The sequence below is a fragment of the Gluconobacter sp. GP1 genome (assembly GCF_032913585.1).
In the GTDB taxonomy this organism is placed as follows: Bacteria; Pseudomonadota; Alphaproteobacteria; order Acetobacterales; family Acetobacteraceae; genus Gluconobacter; species Gluconobacter cerinus.
The window spans coordinates 31,145-53,225 of record NZ_JASGXC010000007.1 but is presented as its reverse complement, the minus strand read 5'-3'; the positions used below and the strand labels follow the sequence as shown (position 1 = coordinate 53,225).

Sequence of the window (22,081 nt, the reverse complement as noted above, 5' to 3'; positions counted from 1 at the left end):
AGCCGATATCGGTTTACAGAAACACGTTTCATCACAAGGAACACGTCCATGAGCGCAAATACGGTTGCCGTTACGGATAGCAGCTTTGAAACAGACGTCCTGAAGTCTGACGGACCGGTTCTGGTCGATTTCTGGGCAGAATGGTGCGGTCCGTGCAAGATGATTGCCCCGGCGCTCGAGGAAATCGGCGCTGAGTATCAGGGTCGCCTGAAGGTCGCCAAGGTCAACATCGACTCCAACCCGGAAGCCCCGACGCAGTATGGCGTTCGCAGCATCCCGACGCTGATCGTCTTCAAGGACGGCAAGCCGGTTGCACAGCAGATGGGTGCGATGCCAAAGAGCCAGCTCAAGGCTTGGATCGAGAAGTCCATCTGATCTGACAGCGATGCGCTGTTCACTGTCCTTCATTCGAGGGCAGTGGGGGCGTGGTCAGAGGCGATTCCTTTGTGTAGGATCGGGCCATGCGTCCGAAAGCCTCTGATTTCCCGTCCCCCGTCATCGTAACCTCCAGTGAGGAGGTTGCACGGCTCTGCAACAAGCTGAAGCAGGAGCCGTTCGTTACCATCGATACGGAATTCGTTCGGGAAAAAACCTACTGGCCCGAGCTCTGCCTCGTGCAGCTTGCTGGCGCCGAAGACGTCGCCGTTATCGATACGCTGGCACCGGGCATTGATCTGGCACCACTGGGCGAACTCCTGGATGAGCCCGGATGCATAAAGGTTTTCCATGCCGCACGGCAGGACCTTGAAATCTTCCTTCATATTTTCGACCGGCTCCCGCAGTCCCTGTTCGATACACAGGTCGCAGCAATGGTGGCCGGATTTGGCGATCAGGTCGGCTATGACAGCCTCGTAGGGGCTATCACTGGCAATGCGATCGACAAAGCTCATCGGTTCAGTGACTGGTCAGCCCGTCCGCTGACGAAGGCCCAGATCGCTTACGCAGCAGCGGATGTGACGCATCTTCGCACAGTCTATCTTGCGCTTCGCAAGCAGCTTGAAGATGAAGGTCGCCTACGCTGGGCTGATGCGGAACAGGCTGTTCTGACGTCCGAAGAGACATTCCGCCCTGATCCGCGCCGTCTTTGGGAAAAGCTGAAAGCCCGCACGAATAATCGCAGAATGCTAGGTATCCTGCGTGAGATAGCAGCATGGCGTGAAAAAGAGGCGCAGAACGCCGATATTCCCCGGCAGCGGGTTATTCGGGATGAAAGTCTGCTCGAAATTGCTGCGATCAAGCCGGAAAACGTTGAGACGCTAGCGCGTGTCCGTGGTGTAACGCGTGGCTTTGCCGAAGGGCGCATGGGGCAGGGACTTCTGGAAGTCGTTCGTGTCGGTGAAAACCTTCCGGAGTCCGAACTGCCCAAGCCACCGTCCAAGTCTGATCGTGGACGGCCATCAGCGGCACTGGTTGCGCTTCTTCGGGTGCTTCAGACAGCCAAGTGTGAAATGCACAAAGTTGCGCCGCGTCTGGTGGCGTCTTCTGAAGATCTGGACCGGATTGCACTTGGTGAGACAGATGTCGGTGCTCTCAAGGGCTGGCGTCGTGAAGTTTTTGGGCTGGATGCGCTGGCGCTCGTACGTGGTGAGATCGCACTGGCTGTCGTAAAGGGATGTGTTGAGCTTCAGCGGGTTGCACCAGACGGTGAACCTGCGGACGCGTGACAAGCACCTTCGACGCGGGCATGACTTTCTGGTAAGGAACGTCACCCAAAAGATTCCGGTCCTGTAAAAAGGGTCGGCGGGTAACAGGATAGTGGGCCAAGACAGGCCCGGATGCGCGACAGAGGAACGATATATGGACTGGACGGACGAGACGATCGCCAGACTTCGCGAGTTGTGGAGTCAGGGACTTTCGACCGCCGAAATCGGCCGCCAGCTTTCCATCACGAAGAATGCTGTTGTTGGCAAGGCGCATCGCCTTGGCCTGCCGCCCCGCCCGTCACCCATCCGGAACCGCAAGGTCAAGGATGGCGAAACGCCGTCAACGGAAGTGCCACGGCGCAAGCCCCCCACCCGGAAGGCTGCGGCACCTGCCGAAGCAACTGCTGACCTTTTGGGTGACAAGGTAGACGCCAAGGCCACCCCAGCCAAGGTGGATGCGCCCAAGGCCGCTCCTGCAAAAGCGGCAGAGACTGTGGCGGCCCGTCCTGTGGTTGCACCAGTTGCACGCGCAGCTGCGGTTCCACCTCTGAAGGCTGAAGCGCCCGCCAAGCCTCCTGCTCCGGAACCTCGTGTGGCTCCGCCGGTCCGTCCGGCTCCGCCGCCGCGTTTTACGGCCAGCATTGATCGTCCGACGCGCCGTGGGCCGTCCTGCTGTTGGCCGATCGGTGATCCAGGCACCCCGGGGTTCCATTTCTGTGGTGCAACCCCTCTGCCGGGTAAGCCCTACTGTGCGGAACATGCGGCCATCGCCTACGTCAAAATCCGCGACCGTCGCGATTAAAAAAAAGCCGTCCATTTGGACGGCTTTTTTATTGGCTATTTCTGGCCATTTGTCTGTTCAGGGATGGTTTGCCAGATCTCCCATTGGCAGGGAGGGGAGTTGCCTGTCATGGCCGAGGCCAGGCGTCGAAGGTGCGGTGCCCGTGAGGTTCTCGAACTGCTCCGGATGCTGTGATGCCGTGACATCCCCAACAGCCTTCGGGTGGTGCAGATTGTCATACTGGAGCGGCGCGATAGACAGCGTCTGGTCCATGGTTGGAAGGGCCTTGACGGACCATCCGCCACCCAGACTGCGGATCAGGTCCACATCTGCCGTATAAAGGCGCGTGGCGACTTCCACCTGATGGATGCGGCTTTCCAGTGTGTTTTCCTGACTGAAAATCGCTTCCAGGTATGTGCCAACGCCACCTTGATAAAGGGTCATGGTCATATTCTGGGTGTCGAGATTGGCTTTGACGGCCTGCTCCAGGGCTGTGTTTTCTTTGGAGAGGCGCTCAGTCCGGGACAAGCCATCTTCGACTTCGCGGAAGGCATCAAGAACCTTCATGCGGTATTCGTCGCGCGTTTCCCGGTATGCAGACCACGTTCTCTGGAGTTCCGCCCGACGCAGGCCACCATCAAAGAGCGGCATGTCGAGGCTGGCACCATACGTCCAGAGTGAATTGGCCAGATTGGCCAGATCGAAGCCATTGGATGCGAAGCCGCCGCCGAGCTTCAAAGCGATATGTGGGTAGAATGCCGCACGGGCAATGCCGATTTCCCGGTTGGCCTGCGCCATTTCGCGTTCGGCCGACGCAATGTCGGGCCGACGTTGCAGCAGTTCGGAAGGCACGGTGGTTGGGATGCTTGGCTGGATGAAGCTGAACGTTTGAACCTGCGGAATATGGAACGCCGATGGAGACGAGTTGGTCAGAACGGCAATGGCATGCTCCGTGACCTGACGGGCCGCCTGAATATCCAGCTGAGCGGCCTGTGTGGTGTAGAGCTGTGCCTGAGCACGGGCCAGATCCAGACGTGGGGCTGCCTGGTTCTGAACCTGATTTTCAGTTATGGTGACAGCCCGCTTATAGAAGGCGATGGACTGTGAGTAGATCGCATCCTGTGCGTCATAACCGCGCAGTTCAATATAATCGCGCGCCAGTTCAGCCTGGGTGCTCAGGCGCGCCATGGCGAAGTCTGCCGCGCGTTGCTGGGCAAACTGCTTCTGGGACCGTACGCGGTTCCGGATCGACGACCAGAAATCCGGCTCCCAGGACACGAGCCCGCCGTAATCCTCTTCCGTTTGCGTGAGGGTGGCACCATTGCGGAACAGGCGGTCAGCAGACTGTTTATTGTCTGACGCACCGGCTTCCAGGCTGGCATGGGGAAGCAGTTCGGACCGCGCCGCGGCTACGAGGGACCGTGCCTGAATGAAGCGTTCTGCTGCTGCCTGAATGTCTCCGTTGTCTGCCGTTGCGCGCTCTTCCAGCTCGTTCAGGAGTGGATCATGCAGCATGATCCACCAGTTTTCCGGAAGGAGCGTATCAGCAGGCGTGGCGACAGCGAACGGTGCCTGACCCTGCCAGCTCGCCGGGACAACGAAGCTGGGGGCCTTGTAGGTCGGGGCGAGATCGCAGGCTGACAGTCCCAGAAGAGAGAGAGCTGAACCGCAGGCGAGTGAAAAACGGCGAAGGATGGGGCTGATCATTGGTCTTTCCCATAGCCTGACTGGTTATAGCCGCGCTGACCTTCCACGATATTGACCTTGTCGCCTTCCAGCACATCGGCTGGCGGGTTGGAGATGATGCGGTCTGTCGGGGAAATGCCATTCTGGATTTCGGTCGACGTGTCGGCCATGCGACCGACGGTGACGTTCCGATAATGGACGCGGCTGTTTTCATCGACGACGGCGACCTGCATGCCCTTTTCTTCGAAGACGAGAGCACTGGTCGGGATTTCGTAGAGATGTGCGTCTTCATTGTGGGATTTCAGCGCTGCAGAGGCGAAGGTGCCCGGCCACAGCACTTCATCCTTGTTTTCAAGCGTAAACTCGGCAACGGCCGTACGGGTGGTCGGATCGAAGCCGCGTGATGTCGTCAGGTAATGGGCTTCAAACGTGCGGCCACGATACTGGGGCACACTGATGGTTGCGGTCAGATCTGGTTGCAGAACATAGGAGAATGTTTCTGGCACGGACACGAACAGACGCAGCTTCTGTACATCGGCAACCGTGAAGAGTTCGGATGCGCCACCCGTTGAGTTCAGGCCGCCGCCGCCATTGTTGACGTAATCACCGACGTTGATGTTACGCGCGGTCACGACGCCATCAAACGGTGCAACGATGGTCTTGAACTTCTCAAGAGCTTCGAAGTGATCGACGTTACGTTGTGCTGCATCCACTTCTGCATGGGCAGACTGTTCGTTTGCGTTGGACACCGAGACGGACTGCCCGGAAACGGACTGAGACCGCCCCATGGCGCGCCAGCGCTCGGCCGTCACGGTGGCGAGGTGGTACTTCGCCATCACAGAGTCCAGATCTGCCTTGGCCTGCGCATACTGTGCATCAAGGGCAGGGGCATTGATCTCGGCCAGAGCATCGCCAGCCTTCACGTGTGCACCGTAGTCCTTGTACCACATCTTCACGTAGCCAGAGACCTGCGGGTAGATCGGCGCCTGATACCAGGCATCAATCGTGCCGGGGAGCGTCAGGGCGACCTTCTCAGGGGATTGCTTGGGCGTGACGACCGCAACGTTCTGGATCGCGCCAGCTTCAGTGTCAGCCTTCAGTTCCGTTGCCGCATGGGTTTTTTCGACAACGATGAAGCCCACGTAAAGCGCGAGAACGCAGCTTCCCGCAATGGCGAAGATTTTCGGAGAGCTGGCCATTAGACAGTTTCCTTCTGACGCGAAGAACGATTGTGGAGGATGGCGTAAACGCAGGGGACAAAAAGCAGCGTAGAGATCGTTGCGACCAGCAGACCGCCGATGACAGCCTTGCCCAGTGGCGCGTTCGTGGAGTTCGATATAGCCATCGGGATCATGCCAACAATCATGGCGAGTGCGGTCATGAGCACGGGGCGGATACGGCCAAAGCCGGCTTCCAGTGCGGCCTTGAGGGCGTCACCATGGATTTCGAGGCGTTCACGGGCGAACGAGACCACGAGGATGGAGTTGGCCGTGGCCGTTCCCATGCACATGATGGCGCCCGTGAGAGCCGGAACGGACAGACGCGTATTTGTCAGGAACAGAGCCCAGGCAATACCGCCCAGAGCACCCGGCAGAGCCGTGATGATGATGAACGGGTCCAGCCAGGACTGGAAGTTCACAACGATCAGCAGATAGATCAGCACCACGGAAACGCAGAGCCCGAAGACAAGCTGTGAATAGGCACCATGCATGGTGGTGGCTTGTCCGTGGACGTCGATTTCAGCCGAGCGCGGGACGTTATGTGCGTCGGCCGCCAGTACCTTTTTCACGCCGTCCAGAACGGAACCCATGTCCGTGCCCTCAACGTTTACGTAAATGTCCATCTCGGACATCGAGTTGTAGTGAGACACTTCGCCCGGTGTTCCGGCTGCGATCACGTTGGCAACGGCACCCAGAAGCTGCGGGTCGATGTTCTCCGTGTTGCCTTCACCCTTGTCCACCGGAATGGTCAGCAGATCGCTCAGATGCGTCATCTGATCCTGTGAGGTGTAAAGGTTCAGCGGGAAGGTGACGTTGTCTTCCGGGTCAAGCCAGAACTGCGGGTCCACAACGGCTGAACCCGAGAGCGTATACAGTTCGTTCTGGGCAATATCGGCTTCCGTCACACCTGTTGCCTGACCGAAGGTCCGATCCCCGTTAACCATTAGCGTCGGCGTGGACATGGTTTGCTGGATGGTGACGTCCGCAGCACCTGGAACCTGACGGATCTTGCCGATGATGTGACGGGCATAATCGTAGTTCAGCAGGGCATCCGGACCGGAGATCTGAACGTCAATCGGAGCAGAAGATCCAAAGTTCAGGATTTTCTGGGTCAGATCAGCAGGCTGGAATGTGAAGACCGTGCCGGGGAAACGCTGTGACAGATCCTTGCGGAGCAGCTTGCGATAGTCCCAGACAGGGGAGGCATCATTTTTCAGGGCAATCGTCAGGTCGCAGTCCTGCGTTCCGACGCTTGGTGTCGGCATGAACGCCTGATTGTGAGGGCCTTCTGGCAGGCCGCAATCAGAAATGATGCTTTCAACCTTGCCTGCCAGATCCTGATGAATGCGATCATCCACGAGGGCAGCGATACGGCCAGCAACCTCGATACGCGTTCCCAAAGGTGCACGCATATGCATCTGGAGAGTGCCGGATTTTACTTCAGGGAAGAAGTCTCGCCCTGCAAAGGCATAGAGTCCGGTTGAGGCAATGGAGATCAGCATGAAGATGCCGACGAAAGCGCCACGGCGGCTGATGCAGCGCTCCAGCAGGCTACCATAGCCATCGCGGAACCGATTGAAGCGGGTTTCAAATCCGGCCTGGAACCGGCCAAAGAAGCCTTTGGGTTCAGGGTGGCCATGATCGGTTTCACCATGCGCGCCATGGTGAACCTGTCCTGCGAGAAGATACTTGGCCATGGTGGGCACGAGCGTACGGGACAGGATGAAGGACGCGATCATCGCGAAGATGATGGCTTCTGCCATTGGCATGAAGAGGTAGCCTGACACGCCATCCAGTTCGAAGAGTGGCAGCCAGACAATGCAGATGCAGGTTGTGGAAACGAAGGTCGGGATGACGATCTGGTTTGCCGCATCAATGATGGCGAGTTCCAGATCCTTGCCCATTTCAAGATGGGTATCGATGTTCTCGATCATGACGGTAGCGTCATCCACGAGAATACCGACAGCCAGCGCGAGGCCACCCAGCGTCATCACGTTGATGGACTGACCCGCCCAGCCCAACCCGATAAGCGCGCAAAGAATGGCCAGCGGGATGGAGGTTGCGATAATGACGGTTGAGCGCCAGGAGCCAAGGAACAGCAGGACCACGATTCCTGTCAGGAACGCGGCAGTGATCATTTCCTGCACGACGTCCTTGATCTGGTCTTTCACCATCACGGAGGCGTCTTCGAGGATCGAGACATGCACATCAGGTGGCAGGATTTTGCGCAGACGCGGGAGGAGCGCCTTGGTCGCGGCCACAACATCCAGAGTGGAGGCCGTACCGCCCTTCTGGGTAATGACTTCCACGGCCTGACGGCCCTTCACCAGCACCAGGTTCGTCTGAGGATGCCCGCCGCGATAGACGTCCGCGACGTCCCTCACATAGATGACCGCATTGCCAACCCGTTTAACGGGAATATTGGCGATGTCTTCCATGCTCTGCGGGGCGGCGTTGGTCTGCACCATCCAGTCGGTTGCGTCGATCTTCTGGTCACCGGCCGGCAGAACGATGTTCTGCTTGCGCAGGGCAGCCTGAACGTCAGCAGCAGCAAGATGATGAGCCCGGAGTTCCGCCTGGTTCATGGAGACCATGACAAAGCTGTCCATGCCGCCATTCGGGTGAGCCACGACGGCACCCGGAACGGTTGCGAGCAGTGGACGAACTGTAATCACGCCCAGTTTGAACAGATCCGAAGGTGTCTGCTTGTCAGATGTGATCTGTAGGGCAATGACCGGAACCTGAGACGGGTTCAGGGCCATGATCATTGGTGCAGGCACCATGGGCGGAAGGCCCAGGAGCACTGTCTGCGAAATTGCCGTCACTTCTGCTTCGGCTTCCCCTATGGGCGTGCCGGGCTGGAAGTAAATATCTACAATCGATCGACCATAATAGGAGTTGGACTCCATATGTTCGATGTTCTGAACTGTTGTCGTAACAGCCAGTTCGAAGTTGTAGGTAATACGGCCAGCAAATTCCTGTGGCAGAAGACCTGGATAGGTCCAGACCGCTGCGACGACCGGAATCTTGATATTGGGGAATACGTCCGTTGGCGTCCTGAGGATCGAGAGGATGCCAAGCATCACAATCAGAATCGACAGGACGACGAACGTTAAGGGTCGTCTTAGCGCGGTGACAACAATGGCATTCATTGGTTGGCGCGTCCTGATGCGGTTTAGGTAGATGCGCCGATATACACATTATGTTGTAAAGCTGGATTTAAACTCCCATTTAATACAGAGATTTAATTAAATGCAGATTTAATCTGTTGTTTGGTGCCGTAAATTCTATACGGCGTGTAATGAATATATATTTATTAAAAGCAAATTTATTATAGAAAAAACGGATTTGTATCGGAAGTTTTCTTTTCTGGTCATTGTGTATACGAAAAAGCCCGCTCCCCAGTCATGGGAAGCGGGCTTTTCGATACCTTCAGAAAAAGATGGAGGCTGAATCAGCCTTCAGCTTTTTCCTCAGCAGCTTCCGGAGCAGCCTTCGCAGGTTCCACGATCGGGGAGCGTGGGGCGACGCCATCCGTGATCATTTCGAGCTGACCGGTGATCTGGCCACCATCTTCAACCTGCAGACGACGGCACTTTGCCTTGCCGATCAGACGACCGCTGCCACGGATCGTAAGGCTGCCGTTGACGGTCAGGGTGCCATCAATCGTGCCGGCAACTTCTGCATCTTCAACTTCGATCGCACCACGGAAAACACCGCCCTGTGCAACAACGACTTCCGCCGCCTGAATCATGCTGGACTCGACAGTCCCTTCAACGACCAGACGCTCGGCATCCTGAACCGAACCCTGGACGCTGATACCACGGCCGACGACCAGCGTGCGACGCTCCGGACCCGTCTGGCGCGGTGCTCCCGGTACGCCTGCTGCACCCGGACGGGGCGCAGTTGCCGGCGTTGCGCCCGGCAGGTTGTTCGGGGATGGCGGCGCCGGGAAAGGGGTACGACCCATAGATGCGGGGTCCTTCTGCTGGTTGGGCTGAGGGCTGGCTGTTCCGGATCCGGACGCAGGAGTGGTCTGGCTGGAAGCATCCGGCCGGTTGGGAAAGATGGGCTGCCCGGCGAGCTTGCTTGTCTCGGCAGGCTTTGCGTCTTCTTCCGGTTTGCGTCTTCTGAACAAGGAAACCCCGCTACGGATCTGGAAAGAACAAGGACTATGTCTCGGCCGCTCGACACCGGACCTGCTGGTGCAGGGTTCGTCAGGAACGGCCTCTGACAAGGCTTACACGGTCACGCCCCGAACGGACAACCCGCGCTTGCGTGCAAATGTCATAATCTGACATGCGCAGAACAGGAGAGTGCATTCGTCCCGGGTGTTGGCGTGTTCCCAGAGGGCACCTATGATCGTGTTGATTTAATGGCGCAGATGGCGTCTTGAACGATTTTTTGCCTTTTTTTGAACTCTGGAGCCTTAATGTCAGCCCCCAAGCACGATCTCCTCTGCATCGGCAACGCGATTGTCGATGTTCTTGCCTCTGTTGACCCGGCTGTTATTGCCGATCTTGGTGCAACTCCAGGCAGCATGACGCTCATTGATGCGGCAACCGCGCAGGACATTGAAAACCGTATTGCTGTTGAACGTGTTGCCGGTGGCGGCTCTGGTGCCAATACGGCGGTGGTTGCGGCTCGTATGGGCGCAAAAGTCTCTTATCTCGGCAAGGTTGCTGAAGATCAGGCCGGGACGCATTTTACGCAGGATATCCATGATCAGGGCCTGACTTTCCCGTCCCAGCCACTCGCTGCGTCTGAAAAAATTCCGACCGCGCGCTGCATCGTGCTCGTGACGCCCGATGGACAACGCACCATGTTCACCTATCTCGGGGCCTGTACGGAATTTACACCGGCAGACGTTCATGAAGAGACAGTCACGGATGCTGCCATCACGTACATGGAAGGCTATCTGTACGATAAGCCCCATGCTCAGGCAGCTTTCGAACATGCCGCCACGCTGGCCCGCAAGGCTGGCCGTCAGGTCGCTCTGACGCTGTCAGACACGTTCTGCGTCGGCCGTCATCACGCGGCATTCCGTGGGCTCGTTGCCGGTCACGTCGATATTCTCTTTGCCAACGAAGCCGAGCTTCTGGCGCTGTACGAAACGACTGATTTCGAAGACGCTCTGCGTCAGGTTGCTGCAGAAACTCAGCTGGCTATCGTCACGCGGAGCGAAAAGGGCGCTGTCGTTATCAGCAAGGGCGAGCGTCACGATGTTCCGACTACGCCGGTCAAGGTTGTGGATACGACCGGCGCTGGTGATGCATTTGCGGCCGGATTCCTTGCTGGCCTGAGCAAGCAGCATGACCTTGTGACGTGCGCGAAGCTCGGCAATCAGGCTGCTGGCGCCATCATCACGCGCTTTGGCGCGCGGCCGCAGGAAGATTTTGCTCTGCGCGCCTGATACACCACGGGATGATCCGGGAAGTTATCCCGGATCATCCCGCAGCTCTGCGCTTCAAAGATGTTTCTGGGCCAATCCTGACTGGCCGACTTCCTGAAGATAGGTCCAGAGTGCATCCAGATCGCTTTCCGAGATGGCGCTTTCCGGAAAAGACTCCATGTGTTCGCTTGGCCACTTCCTGACCTGCTTCGGGTTGCGGATGATGGCCCGGAAGCCTTTGGGCGTTATGTACTCTGTTACCGGGATGGGCCGCCCGAGATCCGGTCCCATGCTTCCCTCGCCAACGCCCATGAGCTGATGGCAGGGCAGGCAGTTTTCCGCAAAAATGACCTGGCCTTTTGCGGCGGGTTCACTTGTGCCCGCCGGCAACTCATTACTTGAGGATGGGGTTATCGCAGCGAGTTGGTCGACCCATTGTTCCTGCTTGATGATGCCAACTTCCTCACCGGTCCACACAAGGGCAAACGGTCCAAGGTCATGGCCGTGAGGACGGCGTTTAGGCCATTCCTTGTCTTCAATGGCGATCCACGCAGTGACGTGATGTTTGCGAGCCTGCTCAAAGACACTCCTGGGAATTTCCGCCGTAAAAAGATCTGTGGCCTGAAAAGCCAGCGCATCATCCTGATGGATCAGCGCTGAAAGCGGGATCGCGGGAACGTCTGGTCCAAGAGGCTGCTTGATATGGGACAGATCGAGCCTCTGGGTTTCCGGGCGGTGCAGAAGCTCTTCAACGCTGAATTTATGAACGGTATCGCCGTCTTTGACGCTCAGAACTGTGGATGGATTAGCCCAGGCTGGTGAGGCTACAAGCCCGACGAGAAAAAACAGTCGTTTGAAAACATGCCGTCCGTTCATTCTTGCCTTCACCCCTCTAAATCCTTGTTAATTCAAAAGTCTACAGTTCCCTGATATCATAATGATCTCGGAACGGAGTGAGTAAACAGCAAAAAAACGAGCGGTCCGACGCCTTAAAGATCCGACCAGCTAATCTGTCTCACGTTTTCACGTGTGAAAGCATCTCGAACACCGGGATCGAGAAGCGCCGCGAGTTCGCCCTCCTGATCGTAGGTGGGCATGAAGCGATGCATCATGGTGTTTTGAGCTGTGGCAGGGTGGAAATAAATCTCACTGACGCCTTGGGGAAGCTTCGGAATGAGGGCTTGAATGCGGTCAGGGGTCATGTGGCCAGACCAGCGCAGCCCGAAGCACCAGTCATTGGTCTTTAGGCCCGCTTTGTGGATCTGATGGCGAAGGACCCCAATCCAGCGACGCAAGGCGCGATCACCGATGCTATCTTTTGCGTCCACAGGCTCAGGTGGCTCAAACGGAGAGCGCACAGCTGTCAGGCCATGCTCCAGCCCCGATTCAATCAGGAAGCGCCCGACAGTGGGGTGGAGATGCATATGCTTGTGGGCATTCGCGTGATCCAGCGGAAGGCCTGTACGGGCAAAGACGCGGTACTGCGCTTCAATTTCACGACGGATGGCGCTTCGGGCATGGGGACTGAAGAAATATTCGACACCCAGCCGAAGCTGGTTGCGGCCAAACCAGCCCTGTTCATCCGTAATGGCCGGAAGGTCGAGTACGGATTTCCCTTCGATCGCGACGACGTGCAAGCCGACTTTCAGGTCAGGCATGGTTTTCGCCCGACGGACAGCGTCCGCTGCGGCATCTCCGGCGACCATCAGGCTTGCCGTTGAAAGGACGCCCTTGCGATGGGCTGCCTCGATGGCTTCGTTGACTTCCAGGCTCATGCCGAAATCATCGGCGGAAACAATGGCGCGACGGGTCATGATGAAGCTCCGGAACAGGGGGCGAAGGTCATAAAAAAAGGGGCATGGCCGTCAAGCCATGCCCCTTTTCGAGAAAACGAGGCCGTCAGGGACGGTCTCAGGCCGCGTGACGGTCCTTGAGGAACTGGAAGAATTCCACACCTTCGCGCAGACGACGCTTCATCATTTGCGGGCTGCGGATCATCTCGTTCAGGATGGAAGCGATCTTGGAGCCGCGGAAATAGAACTTCCGGTAGAATTCCTCGACGCTTTCGAAGATTTCCGTGTGTGACAGGTGCGGGTAGTGCAGGGGAGCAATCTGCACACCGTTCTCGTCAATCAGCTCGGCCGCATCGACGTTCAGCCAGCCATTCTCGGTTGCCTGCTTGTGGAGTGCCGTGCCCGGATAAGGAGCGGCCAGGGAAACCTGCAGCGTGTGCGGGTTGATTTCCTTGGCGAAAGCGATGGTTTCCTGAATGGTTTCCTTCGTTTCGCCCGGCAGGCCGACAATGAACGTGCCATGGATCTTGATGCCCAGCTTGTGGCAGTTCTTCGTGAATTCCTTGGCGACTTCGACGCGCATGCCCTTCTTGATGTTGTGAAGGATCTGCTGGTTGCCGCTCTCATAACCCACGAGGAGAAGACGCAGGCCGTTTTCCTTCATGATCTTCAGCGTGTCGTAAGGGACGTTCGCCTTGGCATTGCAGGACCACGTAACGCCCAGCTTGCCCATTTCACGGGCAATCGCTTCGGCGCGCGGCAGATCGTCCGTGAAGGTGTCATCATCGAACATGAATTCCTGCACGTCCGGGAAGTACTGCTTGGCGAGACGGATCTCGGCAGCAACATGCTCCGGGCTACGCGTGCGGTAGCGATGGCCGCCAACCGTCTGCGGCCACAGGCAGAACGTGCAGCGGGATTTGCAGCCACGACCCGTGTAGATGGAAATGTACGGGTGCTTCAGGTAGCCGATGAAGTAGTCATTGATGTTGAGATCACGCTTGTAGACTTCTGTCACGAACGGGAGGCTGTCCATGTCCTCGATCATCGCGCGTTCTTTGTTCGCGATGATCTCGCCGTCAGCGTTACGCCAGGTGATGCCGTCCACTTCCGCCAGCGGCTTACCCTCGGCGATTTCCTTGATCGTGAAATCGAACTCGTTGCGCGCCACGAAGTCGATCGGGCCACCCTGCTTCATGCTCTCGTCAGGCTGCACGGCAACCTTGGCGCCGACCATGCCGATCATGATCTTCGGGTTGGCATCCTTGATCATCTGCGCCACGCGGACGTCCGATGCGAAGGACGGCGTGGAGGTGTGCATGACGACGAGGTCGCGATTCTTCACGTCCTCAAGGATCGGATCCATGCCCATCTTTGCCGGGGGGGCGTCGATCAGGCGGGAGCCGGGCACCAGAGCTGCCGGTTGAGCCAGCCATGTTGGAAACCAGAAAGACTTGATTTCACGCTTGGCCTGATAACGGGAACCAGCACCACCATCGAAGCCGTCGAAGGAAGGAGGCTGGAGAAAAAGGGTTCTCATCATGATCGGACACTCCTGTGGGTGGTGGCGCCAGACTGGAACGCTGTGGCGCGCGCCGAAGATTTACGTTTTCTTCGGGCGATATGGACCGTTCTGCCGCGCCATGCAACGCGAGACCCTCTTGCACTGCCCACCATGATGGCTGCGGAGAGCCAGTCACGGATGACCAGAAGAGGGATTGCAGCGGGCAAAGGACACTCCGTTGCACGGTCTATAATGCGGCTTCCAAGGCCACGAATGGCCCAGGTCAGCCCCAGCAGAAGCCAGGTCCACCATGTATTGGGACGAAAAAGAACGGCTGTGACGGCCCAGAACAGCGGAAGCTGAATGGAAGACAGGCCATAGCCGACGGGTTCAACATTCTTGACGGTTCTGCCCCAGCGTAACTCGTGAGAGAGCAACTCGCTGAGGGTGTGTTCGCCAACAGTGGTATGGGTGAGGGACGGCGCAATGGCGATGCCCTGACCACGCTGACGGACGAGCTGACCAAGTTCAGCATCATCTGCCACGTGATCGACAAGAGCTTCAAGGCCGCCAATTTCAGCCAGTGTCTGTCGTGTGAGAGCCATGGTGGCGCCCAGACAGTCCTGACGACCCAGCAGGCGTGACATCATCACGCCTGGCAGGAAATTGTGGTTGATCTGACAGGCACCAAGTTGCTGGACCAGCGTTCCACCAGCTGTGCGCCCGGCATAAAGAGTCGTCACAAGTCCGACACCTGGAGCTTCAAGGCTGGAAACGACGTGCTTCAGGTAAGTCGGAGCGCAGTGAATGTCAGAGTCTGAAATGACCAGAACATCGTGGCGCCCCTCATCGAACATGTTGATGAGGTTGCTGACTTTCCGGTTCGGACCGTGTTCGGCGGCATTGATCACAATGCTGACTGGGATCTGAGGATATTTCTGACGAAGATCCTGCACGACAGACAGGGCCGTATCGGCTTCGTCGTGAACGCCAAAGACAATCTGGAAGTCGGGATAGTCCTGCGCGAAGACACTCTCAAGCGCTTCGCGGAGCAAAGGCTCATTGCCGTGAAGGGGCTTGAGTACTGTAACAGCTGGCCAACGCCTGCCCGACATGCGGACGGCCTCGTCCTCTCGACGTTCCCGCGTGCGGAAACGTGCAAGAAGGGTCGCCCCCGTAAGGGCCTGAATATTTCCAGCTACAGATACGAGTGTACAGAAGCCAGCTGCAATGGAGAGAGGTGAAGGCACGGCGGTCTTTTATCTCCCCTTCACATCAGGAAGGAAGAGCTTCGTAGCCGCGCGGGACTCAATCATGCAGGAATTTGGTCGTTTTCCGGTCCAGCAGATCTGCAAGACCGCTTGCACCGCCCTGAGACAGAGCGCCGCCGAAATCGGCACGTTGTGCGGCAACCTGACTGATATGGGCATCCAGAAGAATGTCTGTGATGCGCCAGCCTGAGGGGCCACTCGTCATGATGTAATCAATTGGCGTGCCACCATCAGAACCGCCGCCAATGGTCGTATCCACAATCTGGCCACCCGTTGGGTTAGGGCGGGTCTGCGGCAGGATAGTGAAGACAGCGTTGCTTCCCGGTTTGAAAGAAGATGCATATCGCGCGATTGTGAACTGACGGAACGATCCGAGCAGACGGGTGCGATCAGCTGCGCTCAGATTATTATAGCGCACCCCCACAGAGCGACGCAGAATGGCCTCAAGATCAAATGCATGGTCAACGGCCGGCGCAATCATTGTGGCGCGTTGCTGTGCAGTCTTGCCCGTCGTCTGCGCAGTTTTCAGAGCATCATACAAACCCTGAATTGGCGCGGCTGGCGCGGATGCAGAGCTTTCGCTGGCTGCTGGGGCGGTCTGGGCTTGCGCTGCTGCCACCGGGACGCCTGCGAAGAGGCTGGTCACAAGAAGGGACAGAGTCGCGTTCTGGGCAAATCGGGAATTCATGGTCATGCTTTCGTCCTCTGAGACGTTTTATGCAAGAGGTCATGCTCTTGCTGCACGGTATCAACCGCCGGATGCGGAAATCGTTCTGTGGTCGAATGGCCACATCACTACATAGAATTGCAACCAACGACATTGAGGCCCACATGGCAATGAGGCTATAGCCAGTCAATCAAGAGTCCGATGCGCCTTCTCGGTGCCGGTTAACACAAACCGACATTGCCTAGGCCATACGGGCCTCATTCAGATGTTTAGGGCCCCGGCGCGCTGTCACGGCGCACACTGTCGGTGGCTAGAACCAGAGGATTATAATGGCCGTTCCTTTGATGCAGGCTGTCCGAGTCGGACGGTACGTTGTCAAGCAGCACCTCACGGGCCGCAAGCGATATCCGCTGGTCCTGATGCTCGAACCGCTGTTCCGCTGCAATCTGGCGTGTGCCGGTTGTGGTAAGATCGACTACCCGGCACAGATCCTGAACCAGCGTATGAGCTTGCAGGAATGTCTGGATGCCGACACGGAAGCAGACGCCCCCGTCATTGCCGTTGCAGGTGGTGAACCCCTTCTGCACAAGGAAATGCCTCAGATCATCAAGGGTCTGATTGCGCGCAAGAAGTACGTTTACCTTTGCACAAACGGTCTTCTCCTTGAGAAGAAGCTCGACGATTACGAGCCATCCCACTTTTTCTCCTGGGACGTGCATCTGGACGGCGACAAGCTGATGCATGACTCGTCTGTCTGTCAGGACGGAGTGTTCGAGAAGGCGACCGCAGCAATCCGGGCCGCCAAGGCTCGTGGCTTCCGCGTTTCCATTAACTGCACGGTCTTTGATGGTGCGGTTCCTGAGCGTCTGGCTGCGTTCTTCGATGAAGTCATGGCTCTGGGCGTTGATGGCATCATGACAGCTCCGGGCTATGCTTACGAGCGCGCTCCGGATCAGGCTCACTTCCTGAACCGCCAGAAGACCAAGCAGCTTTTCCGCGATGTCTTCCGTCTGGGTAAGGGCAAGAAGTGGCGCTTCACACAGTCGCCGCTGTTCCTGAACTTCCTGGCTGGCAACGAGAACTACCACTGCACGCCATGGGGCAAGCCGCTCCGTACCGTGTTTGGCTGGCAGCGTCCCTGCTATCTGCTGGGTGAAGGCTATGCCAAAACCTTCAAAGAGCTCATGGACGACACTGAGTGGGAGAAGTATGGCACAGGCGCATATGAGAAATGCGCTGACTGCATGGTTCACTCAGGCTACGAATCCACAGCTGTGATGGATGCCGTTCGTCGTCCCTGGCACATCGCCAAGGTCGCACTGTTCGGACCGGAAACTGAAAAGCCGATGGTTCCGGAAATCTCGCTCGCCAACCAGCGCCCTGCCGAATACGGCTATGAAGCGCAGGTTGAGCAGCAGATGGAAAAGATCACGACAGGTGGCAAGCCGGCGCGTGGTCCGCGTGTCCGTGTAAATGGCCGTCCGGCAGCCAATACTGTGACTGCGGCGGCTGACGCTGCTGACTGACACAGTCTTTTTGGGGCTGGATTATGCAGAAAGACCGGCCTTTGAGGCCGGTTTTTTTGTATTCTGTCATACAGAACTACGAGTGTGGCATGAATGTCATGGTGTCGAACGGCAGTCCTGACTATCATCAGGGTCTCATTACTCCGGCCGGACCATGTTGACCCCGATCTTTGTTATTTGCCTGCTTATTCTTCTGAACGCTGTTTTTGCCATGGGAGAGCTGGCACTTATTTCAGCCAAGCGCCCCCGGCTGGAAGTCCTTGCAAAGCAGGGTTTCCGCGGCGCGCCCGCAGCACTCCGTCTTGCGGAAGACCCGCATGCGTTTCTTCCTACCGTTCAGATCGGCATGACGCTGGTTTCGATTCTGGAAGGTACGTTTGGTGGTAGCCAGATTGAAGCCAACATCCGGGACTGGATAGCAACCGTTCCCGCTCTGCACCCCTTTGCGGGTGAGCTCTCGATTGTTCTGGTCGTCGCGATCATAACTTTTGCGATGCTGGTATTTGGTGAACTGGTTCCCAAACAGATTGCCTTGCAGCAGCCTGAGATCATCGCGTCTCGCCTGTCCTGGCTCCTGGTGGTCGTTGCTCGCGTCGCTCAGCCAGTCGTGTGGCTTCTGAGCGGCACGTCATCGCTTGTACTGCGCCTGCTTCGTGTCGGGCCTCTGACCCGTGCCGCTGTGACGGAGGAAGAACTCCGAGCGGTTCTGGCTGAAGGCGCACGCGCGGGCGTTCTGGAAACGGACGAACAGGCCATGATCGAACGCTTGCTTCGACTGGCTGACCGGCCCGTCCGTGCCATCATGACACCTCGTAATGAGCTGTTCTGGGTGGACCGGCACGCTGATCAGGAGACGCTCGTGCGCAAGCTCAGGCAGTCATCCTACGCGCGTATCGTGGTGTGTGAGGGGGATGTCGATCATCCGGTAGGTGTCATTCTTGCCAAAGACATCATGGATCGTCTGTTGCTGGGAATGCCGGTGTCCATTGAGGCAGCATTGCGGGAGCCACCTGTCATTCCTGACAGTCTGAGCGCTCAGGACATGATTGAACGCCTGCGCGGCGTGAATATCGGCATAACTTTCGTTCTGGACGAATACGGCTCTTTCGAAGGTATCGTGACGCCGTCTGATGTTTTCGAGGCCATCGTCGGCGAAGAGAAAACCGAAGCCAATTCCTTCGAGCTTCAGGCCGCTGAGGGGGGAGATGAATACCTGTTTGAGGGTTTCATGCCGGCCGATGAACTGCGCTCGCGCCTTGATCTACCCGAGCTCCCAGGAGGCGGCAGCTATCATACCTTGGGTGGGGTGATACTGGCCTTGTTGCGCCGTGTTCCGGCCAGAGGCGATAAGGTTGCTTTCGAAGGATGGCTTTTCGAAGTGCTCGAAATGGATCGTCGTCGTGTTGCCAAGGTCAAGGTTAGTCGGCAGGTCCTGGCGGAAGACTGATTCCAGTCTCGATCAGGCGCGGCTCACAAACAGTGCCTGACGTTTTCCCTCTTCATGGGCGTAAGCCCCTTTATGCCCGTAGCTCTGCACCATTTCTGACGATGGAAAAGTCGTCAGCAGCTCTATGACGCGTTTCTGCGAGGCAATTGCGTGCTGGAGCAACTCGCCATTACGCTTGCCCAGCGTAATCATTTTTTTCAGAAGACTACTGTGCTCGGGGAGGAGAGGTGTGCCAGTAAAGGCGCAGGCATCCTTTTCAGAGGCGGTTGCGATTGCCGTCTCCAGTTTTGTCGCGGCAGCCTGTTTCTGAGGGATAAGCTTCAAAGCGTCAGGAAGTCGTGCTTCTGACAGAGCATTGTTTTCAAGTGCCAGAATCGCAATGAGCTCTTCCATTGCCGTAATGATGGACGTGGTCATCATTTCTGCTCCTGCATAGCCAGCATTTGCCGATTGATGGCGTCCGTCATGCCCAGGCCGCCGTTATTTTCCATCTGCTTCGCAATTTGCTCGACCAGCATGGGACGGAATTGCTGCTCTCCCGCTCCTCCACTGAACATATTCTGACTGTCATCGCTGGATTGGAACATGGGTTGAAGCATCTGGTTGATGGTCATGGATTCAAAATCCCTCGCTGCCTTAAGGGTCTTGGCAGCATCTAGGGCATTATCGTGAAGGGCATAGCCCTGCGATAACGACGGTAGATCTGAGACAGTCATCAGCGCATCTCCAGCTCTGCCTGCAGGGCTCCATCCGCTTTGATAGCCTGCAAAATACTGATCATGTCACGAGGGCCAACGCCGAGTGCATTCAGGCCCGACACCAGTTCCCTTAAAGTCGTTCCACCCGGAAGAACGGCTAAATGGTTGTTCTTGCCCGTATCAACTTTGACATTGGTACGAGGGACAACAGCAGTCTGGCCGTTTGAAAACGGCCCAGGCTGAGAAACCTGTGGGGTTTCCGTGATCTGAACGGTCAGATTGCCCTGCGCAACCGCCACTGTGCTGATACGTACGTCAGCGCCCATGATGATTGTTCCGCTGGCTTCGTCCACGATAACCTTGGCGGGGTTGTCGGGCGTCACCAGCAGGTCTCCGATGCGAGAGAGTGTGGGAACCGGGTCACGGGAACTGAGGTCCAGCAGGACTGTTCGAGGGTCTTCGACAACAGCGATGGGACCTATTGTGCGGTTGATAACGGCTGCCATCCGGCTTGCTGTCGTCAGATCAGGGTTCCGTAGGCTGAGATGCAAGTTTTTGCGGTGACTGAGATCGAACGGAACCTCACGCTCCACAACCGCACCATTTGCGATATGGCCACTGGTTGGAACGTTGCGGGTCACGGAAGCAGCAGCACCGCGGGCACTGAAGGCATTTGTCGCCAGGCTACCCTGCGCCACGGCGTAAACTTCGCCATCAGCTGCCATGAGTGGGGTAACGAGGAGTGTTCCCCCTGTGAGCGATGAGGAATCTCCGGCTGCAGAGACTGTGACGTCAATCCGATTTCCGCCATGAGCAAACGCCGGTAGGTCCGCCGTGACCATGACCGCTGCGACGTCATGAGTCTGTAACTGTGTCTCCTGATCCCGAATGTTGACACCGAGCCGGTTGAGCATGGAAATCAGAGTCTCTCGGGTAAAAATGGAATTTGTCAGCCGGTCCCCCGTGCCGTTGAGACCGACCACGAGGCCATAGCCAATCAACTGGTTGGTTCTGACGCCTTCCATGTCCGTGATGTCCTTGATGCGGACGGTGGCAGCCAGCGTCAGAGACGGGATGCACAGGATAAAAGCGCAGAAAATAGCGGTTAGGCGCCGAAAAATTGGATGAGAGCTGAAGAGGACAGACATGAAAGTTCAGTGAAATCCTGACGGGTTAAACTGTAACAAAGACCCTTTGACACTCAGGATGACGCGGTATCGTAAAGAAACACCTAACACGGGCGCGGAATTCTGCGGTTGAAGGAGAGATGGAATAAAGATCTACGGGGTTGGCGAAATGATCTGTGATGGCTATAAGCCGCGCGTTATCGCCCGCGGCTATCGATCGGACGTTGGCGGATTAGCTGGGATTGGATGCGCATGATTACGCTACCGCCGGATTATACCCCTTCCGACGAAGAAGAATTCATGAACCCCCTCCAGGTGGAGTACTTCAGGCAGAAGCTTCTGCGCTGGCGTGCGGACCTGCTGAAAGAGGCTGACGGCACACTCGCCAGCCTCTCAGAAGGCGGGATTCATGAATCTGACATTACAGACCGTGCAAGCGTCGAAACGGATCGTGCTTTCGAGCTGAGAACCCGTGACCGTGCGCGTAAGCTTATTGCCAAGATCAATATGGCTCTGCTCCGGATCGAAGACGGAAGCTACGGTTTCTGTGAGGAAACCGGCGAGCCTATTGGTCTGAAGCGCCTGGAAGCACGTCCGATTGCTACACTTTCCATTGACGCTCAGGAACGTCACGAGCGCATGGAAAAGGTACATCGCGACGATTAAGGGGGTTGCACTTGGCGCGCTGAAGCGATACGAAGCGCGCCAAGGCACCGGTACTGCTGCTGTAGCTCAGTGGTAGAGCACTCCCTTGGTAAGGGAGAGGTCGACAGTTCAATCCTGTCCAGCAGCACCAGCCTTTTCCCAGAAAAAATTATCGTAGTTTTCTAATTATCTGTGCCAATTGGCACAGGAAATTCCTGTTTTGAAAAATGGTGCTACCGTTCATGTGCATCGTCACGCATGGATCGGTGACATTGTTGCCGCTTGTGCGCGCAGATGTTTTTTGCATACGTTTATGGTGATGACGTAAATATTTTACGTTTCAAATTGCGCGTCGTTGTGTTGGCTAACTCATTAAACTGTTTGCATAATTCAATGTGCTAACTGTTGTGCATAAAAAAAAGCTTGACCCGTGCCGTGCGGTGCTCTTGAAACCCAATATATAATGAACTGTTATATGCATCACCGTTCCAAAGGAATCGCTTCTTTGGAACGGATCTGTCTTACGCATATGCAAGAAGGCACTTTTGAAGTTTTATGGAGGCTAGAATGAGGGAAATGGATCGCTTAGTGGCTAATCTGTTCCCCAAGGAAGGTCCGAGGTTGCTCGATCTCAAGTTCTTCCCGGGCGAACAGCCGGTAACGGTTGAAGAATTCTGTAAG

20 protein-coding genes and 1 tRNA gene are annotated in these 22,081 nt (G+C 56.8%); 9 read left to right on the top strand and 12 right to left on the bottom strand.

Annotated elements, in window-relative coordinates; genetic code table 11:
- Positions 1-48: 48 nt before the first annotated feature.
- From trxA to R5H23_RS14170, 3 genes are all read left to right on the top strand, one after another.
- Positions 49-375, top strand: a complete 327-nt coding sequence (gene trxA, locus R5H23_RS14180; RefSeq protein ID WP_007283421.1) for a thioredoxin TrxA — start codon at positions 49-51, stop codon at positions 373-375.
- 86 nt (positions 376-461) lie between these two features.
- On the top strand, positions 462-1,664 hold the full coding sequence (gene rnd / locus R5H23_RS14175) for a ribonuclease D (RefSeq protein ID WP_202206233.1): 1,203 nt from the start codon (positions 462-464) through the stop codon (positions 1,662-1,664).
- 133 nt (positions 1,665-1,797) lie between these two features.
- Complete coding sequence (locus R5H23_RS14170; RefSeq protein ID WP_211495828.1) at positions 1,798-2,445, top strand: GcrA family cell cycle regulator; 648 nt, start codon at positions 1,798-1,800, stop codon at positions 2,443-2,445.
- A gap of 57 nt (positions 2,446-2,502) precedes the next feature.
- On the opposite strand, the gene R5H23_RS14165 is transcribed toward R5H23_RS14170, so the two are convergent.
- From R5H23_RS14165 to R5H23_RS14150, 4 genes are all read right to left on the bottom strand, one after another.
- Positions 2,503-4,131 carry an efflux transporter outer membrane subunit gene (locus R5H23_RS14165; protein ID WP_099210985.1) on the bottom strand — a complete coding sequence of 543 codons (1,629 nt, stop codon included), beginning with the start codon at positions 4,129-4,131 and terminating at the stop codon, positions 2,503-2,505.
- Entirely contained in the window at positions 4,128-5,309 is a 1,182-nt protein-coding gene (locus R5H23_RS14160) for an efflux RND transporter periplasmic adaptor subunit (protein ID WP_099210983.1), read from the bottom strand. The genes R5H23_RS14165 and R5H23_RS14160 overlap by 4 nt, the downstream gene beginning before the upstream one ends.
- Positions 5,309-8,482 (bottom strand): efflux RND transporter permease subunit, encoded by a 3,174-nt coding sequence (locus tag R5H23_RS14155; RefSeq protein ID WP_317215837.1) that lies wholly within the window; start codon positions 8,480-8,482, stop codon positions 5,309-5,311. Before R5H23_RS14155 ends, R5H23_RS14160 begins: the two co-directional genes overlap by 1 nt.
- Positions 8,483-8,784: 302 nt before the next feature.
- Positions 8,785-9,468, bottom strand: a complete 684-nt coding sequence (locus R5H23_RS14150) for a polymer-forming cytoskeletal protein (RefSeq protein WP_249211332.1) — start codon at positions 9,466-9,468, stop codon at positions 8,785-8,787.
- On the opposite strand from R5H23_RS14150, the gene R5H23_RS14145 reads away from it, so the two are divergent.
- Entirely contained in the window at positions 9,362-9,628 is a 267-nt protein-coding gene (locus R5H23_RS14145; protein ID WP_167386095.1) for a hypothetical protein, read from the top strand. The genes R5H23_RS14150 and R5H23_RS14145 overlap by 107 nt on opposite strands.
- A gap of 134 nt (positions 9,629-9,762) precedes the next feature.
- A complete protein-coding gene (locus R5H23_RS14140; RefSeq protein ID WP_317215836.1) occupies positions 9,763-10,743 on the top strand; it encodes an adenosine kinase in 981 nt (326 codons plus the stop codon).
- A gap of 54 nt (positions 10,744-10,797) precedes the next feature.
- Here the strand turns inward: R5H23_RS14140 and R5H23_RS14135 are convergent, their stop codons facing one another.
- The 5 genes from R5H23_RS14135 to R5H23_RS14115 all read right to left on the bottom strand — a co-directional run bounded on the left by R5H23_RS14135 (position 10,798) and on the right by R5H23_RS14115 (position 15,984).
- Positions 10,798-11,610, bottom strand: coding sequence for a cytochrome c (locus R5H23_RS14135; protein WP_211499834.1), 813 nt, complete (start codon positions 11,608-11,610; stop codon positions 10,798-10,800).
- A gap of 101 nt (positions 11,611-11,711) precedes the next feature.
- A complete protein-coding gene (gene hpnK, locus R5H23_RS14130; RefSeq protein ID WP_317215835.1) occupies positions 11,712-12,536 on the bottom strand; it encodes a hopanoid biosynthesis-associated protein HpnK in 825 nt (274 codons plus the stop codon).
- 97 nt (positions 12,537-12,633) lie between these two features.
- Positions 12,634-14,058, bottom strand: a complete 1,425-nt coding sequence (gene hpnJ, locus R5H23_RS14125; RefSeq protein WP_317215834.1) for a hopanoid biosynthesis associated radical SAM protein HpnJ — start codon at positions 14,056-14,058, stop codon at positions 12,634-12,636.
- A complete protein-coding gene (hpnI, locus tag R5H23_RS14120; RefSeq protein ID WP_317215833.1) occupies positions 14,055-15,269 on the bottom strand; it encodes a bacteriohopanetetrol glucosamine biosynthesis glycosyltransferase HpnI in 1,215 nt (404 codons plus the stop codon). The genes hpnJ and hpnI overlap by 4 nt, the downstream gene beginning before the upstream one ends.
- 58 nt (positions 15,270-15,327) lie before the next feature.
- Positions 15,328-15,984, bottom strand: coding sequence for an ABC transporter substrate-binding protein (locus tag R5H23_RS14115; RefSeq protein WP_086634240.1), 657 nt, complete (start codon positions 15,982-15,984; stop codon positions 15,328-15,330).
- A 302-nt stretch (positions 15,985-16,286) separates the two neighbouring features.
- Between R5H23_RS14115 and hpnH the strand changes: the two genes are divergently transcribed.
- Both hpnH and R5H23_RS14105 read left to right on the top strand, forming a co-directional pair.
- The gene (gene hpnH / locus R5H23_RS14110) at positions 16,287-17,483 is read left to right on the top strand and encodes an adenosyl-hopene transferase HpnH (RefSeq protein ID WP_099210969.1); all 1,197 of its coding nucleotides are present in this window, start codon (positions 16,287-16,289) and stop codon (positions 17,481-17,483) included.
- A gap of 154 nt (positions 17,484-17,637) precedes the next feature.
- Positions 17,638-18,930 (top strand): hemolysin family protein, encoded by a 1,293-nt coding sequence (locus tag R5H23_RS14105; RefSeq protein ID WP_064273570.1) that lies wholly within the window; start codon positions 17,638-17,640, stop codon positions 18,928-18,930.
- A 12-nt stretch (positions 18,931-18,942) separates the two neighbouring features.
- On the opposite strand, the gene R5H23_RS14100 is transcribed toward R5H23_RS14105, so the two are convergent.
- Genes R5H23_RS14100 through R5H23_RS14090 form a run of 3 tightly spaced genes read right to left on the bottom strand, consistent with a single transcriptional unit; the run spans position 18,943 to position 20,776 of the window.
- Positions 18,943-19,350, bottom strand: coding sequence for a flagellar protein FlgN (locus R5H23_RS14100; RefSeq protein WP_317215832.1), 408 nt, complete (start codon positions 19,348-19,350; stop codon positions 18,943-18,945).
- Positions 19,347-19,646: a rod-binding protein gene (locus tag R5H23_RS14095; RefSeq protein ID WP_211499838.1), complete on the bottom strand. Its 300-nt coding sequence runs from the start codon at positions 19,644-19,646 to the stop codon at positions 19,347-19,349. Before R5H23_RS14095 ends, R5H23_RS14100 begins: the two co-directional genes overlap by 4 nt.
- On the bottom strand, positions 19,646-20,776 hold the full coding sequence (locus tag R5H23_RS14090; protein WP_211498773.1) for a flagellar basal body P-ring protein FlgI: 1,131 nt from the start codon (positions 20,774-20,776) through the stop codon (positions 19,646-19,648). The genes R5H23_RS14095 and R5H23_RS14090 overlap by 1 nt, the downstream gene beginning before the upstream one ends.
- Before the next feature lie 231 nt (positions 20,777-21,007).
- Between R5H23_RS14090 and dksA the strand changes: the two genes are divergently transcribed.
- Positions 21,008-21,421: an RNA polymerase-binding protein DksA gene (gene dksA / locus R5H23_RS14085; protein WP_046900902.1), complete on the top strand. Its 414-nt coding sequence runs from the start codon at positions 21,008-21,010 to the stop codon at positions 21,419-21,421.
- A 55-nt stretch (positions 21,422-21,476) separates the two neighbouring features.
- Positions 21,477-21,551 (top strand) — tRNA-Thr (locus R5H23_RS14080).
- The last annotated feature ends 530 nt before the right edge of the window (positions 21,552-22,081 follow it).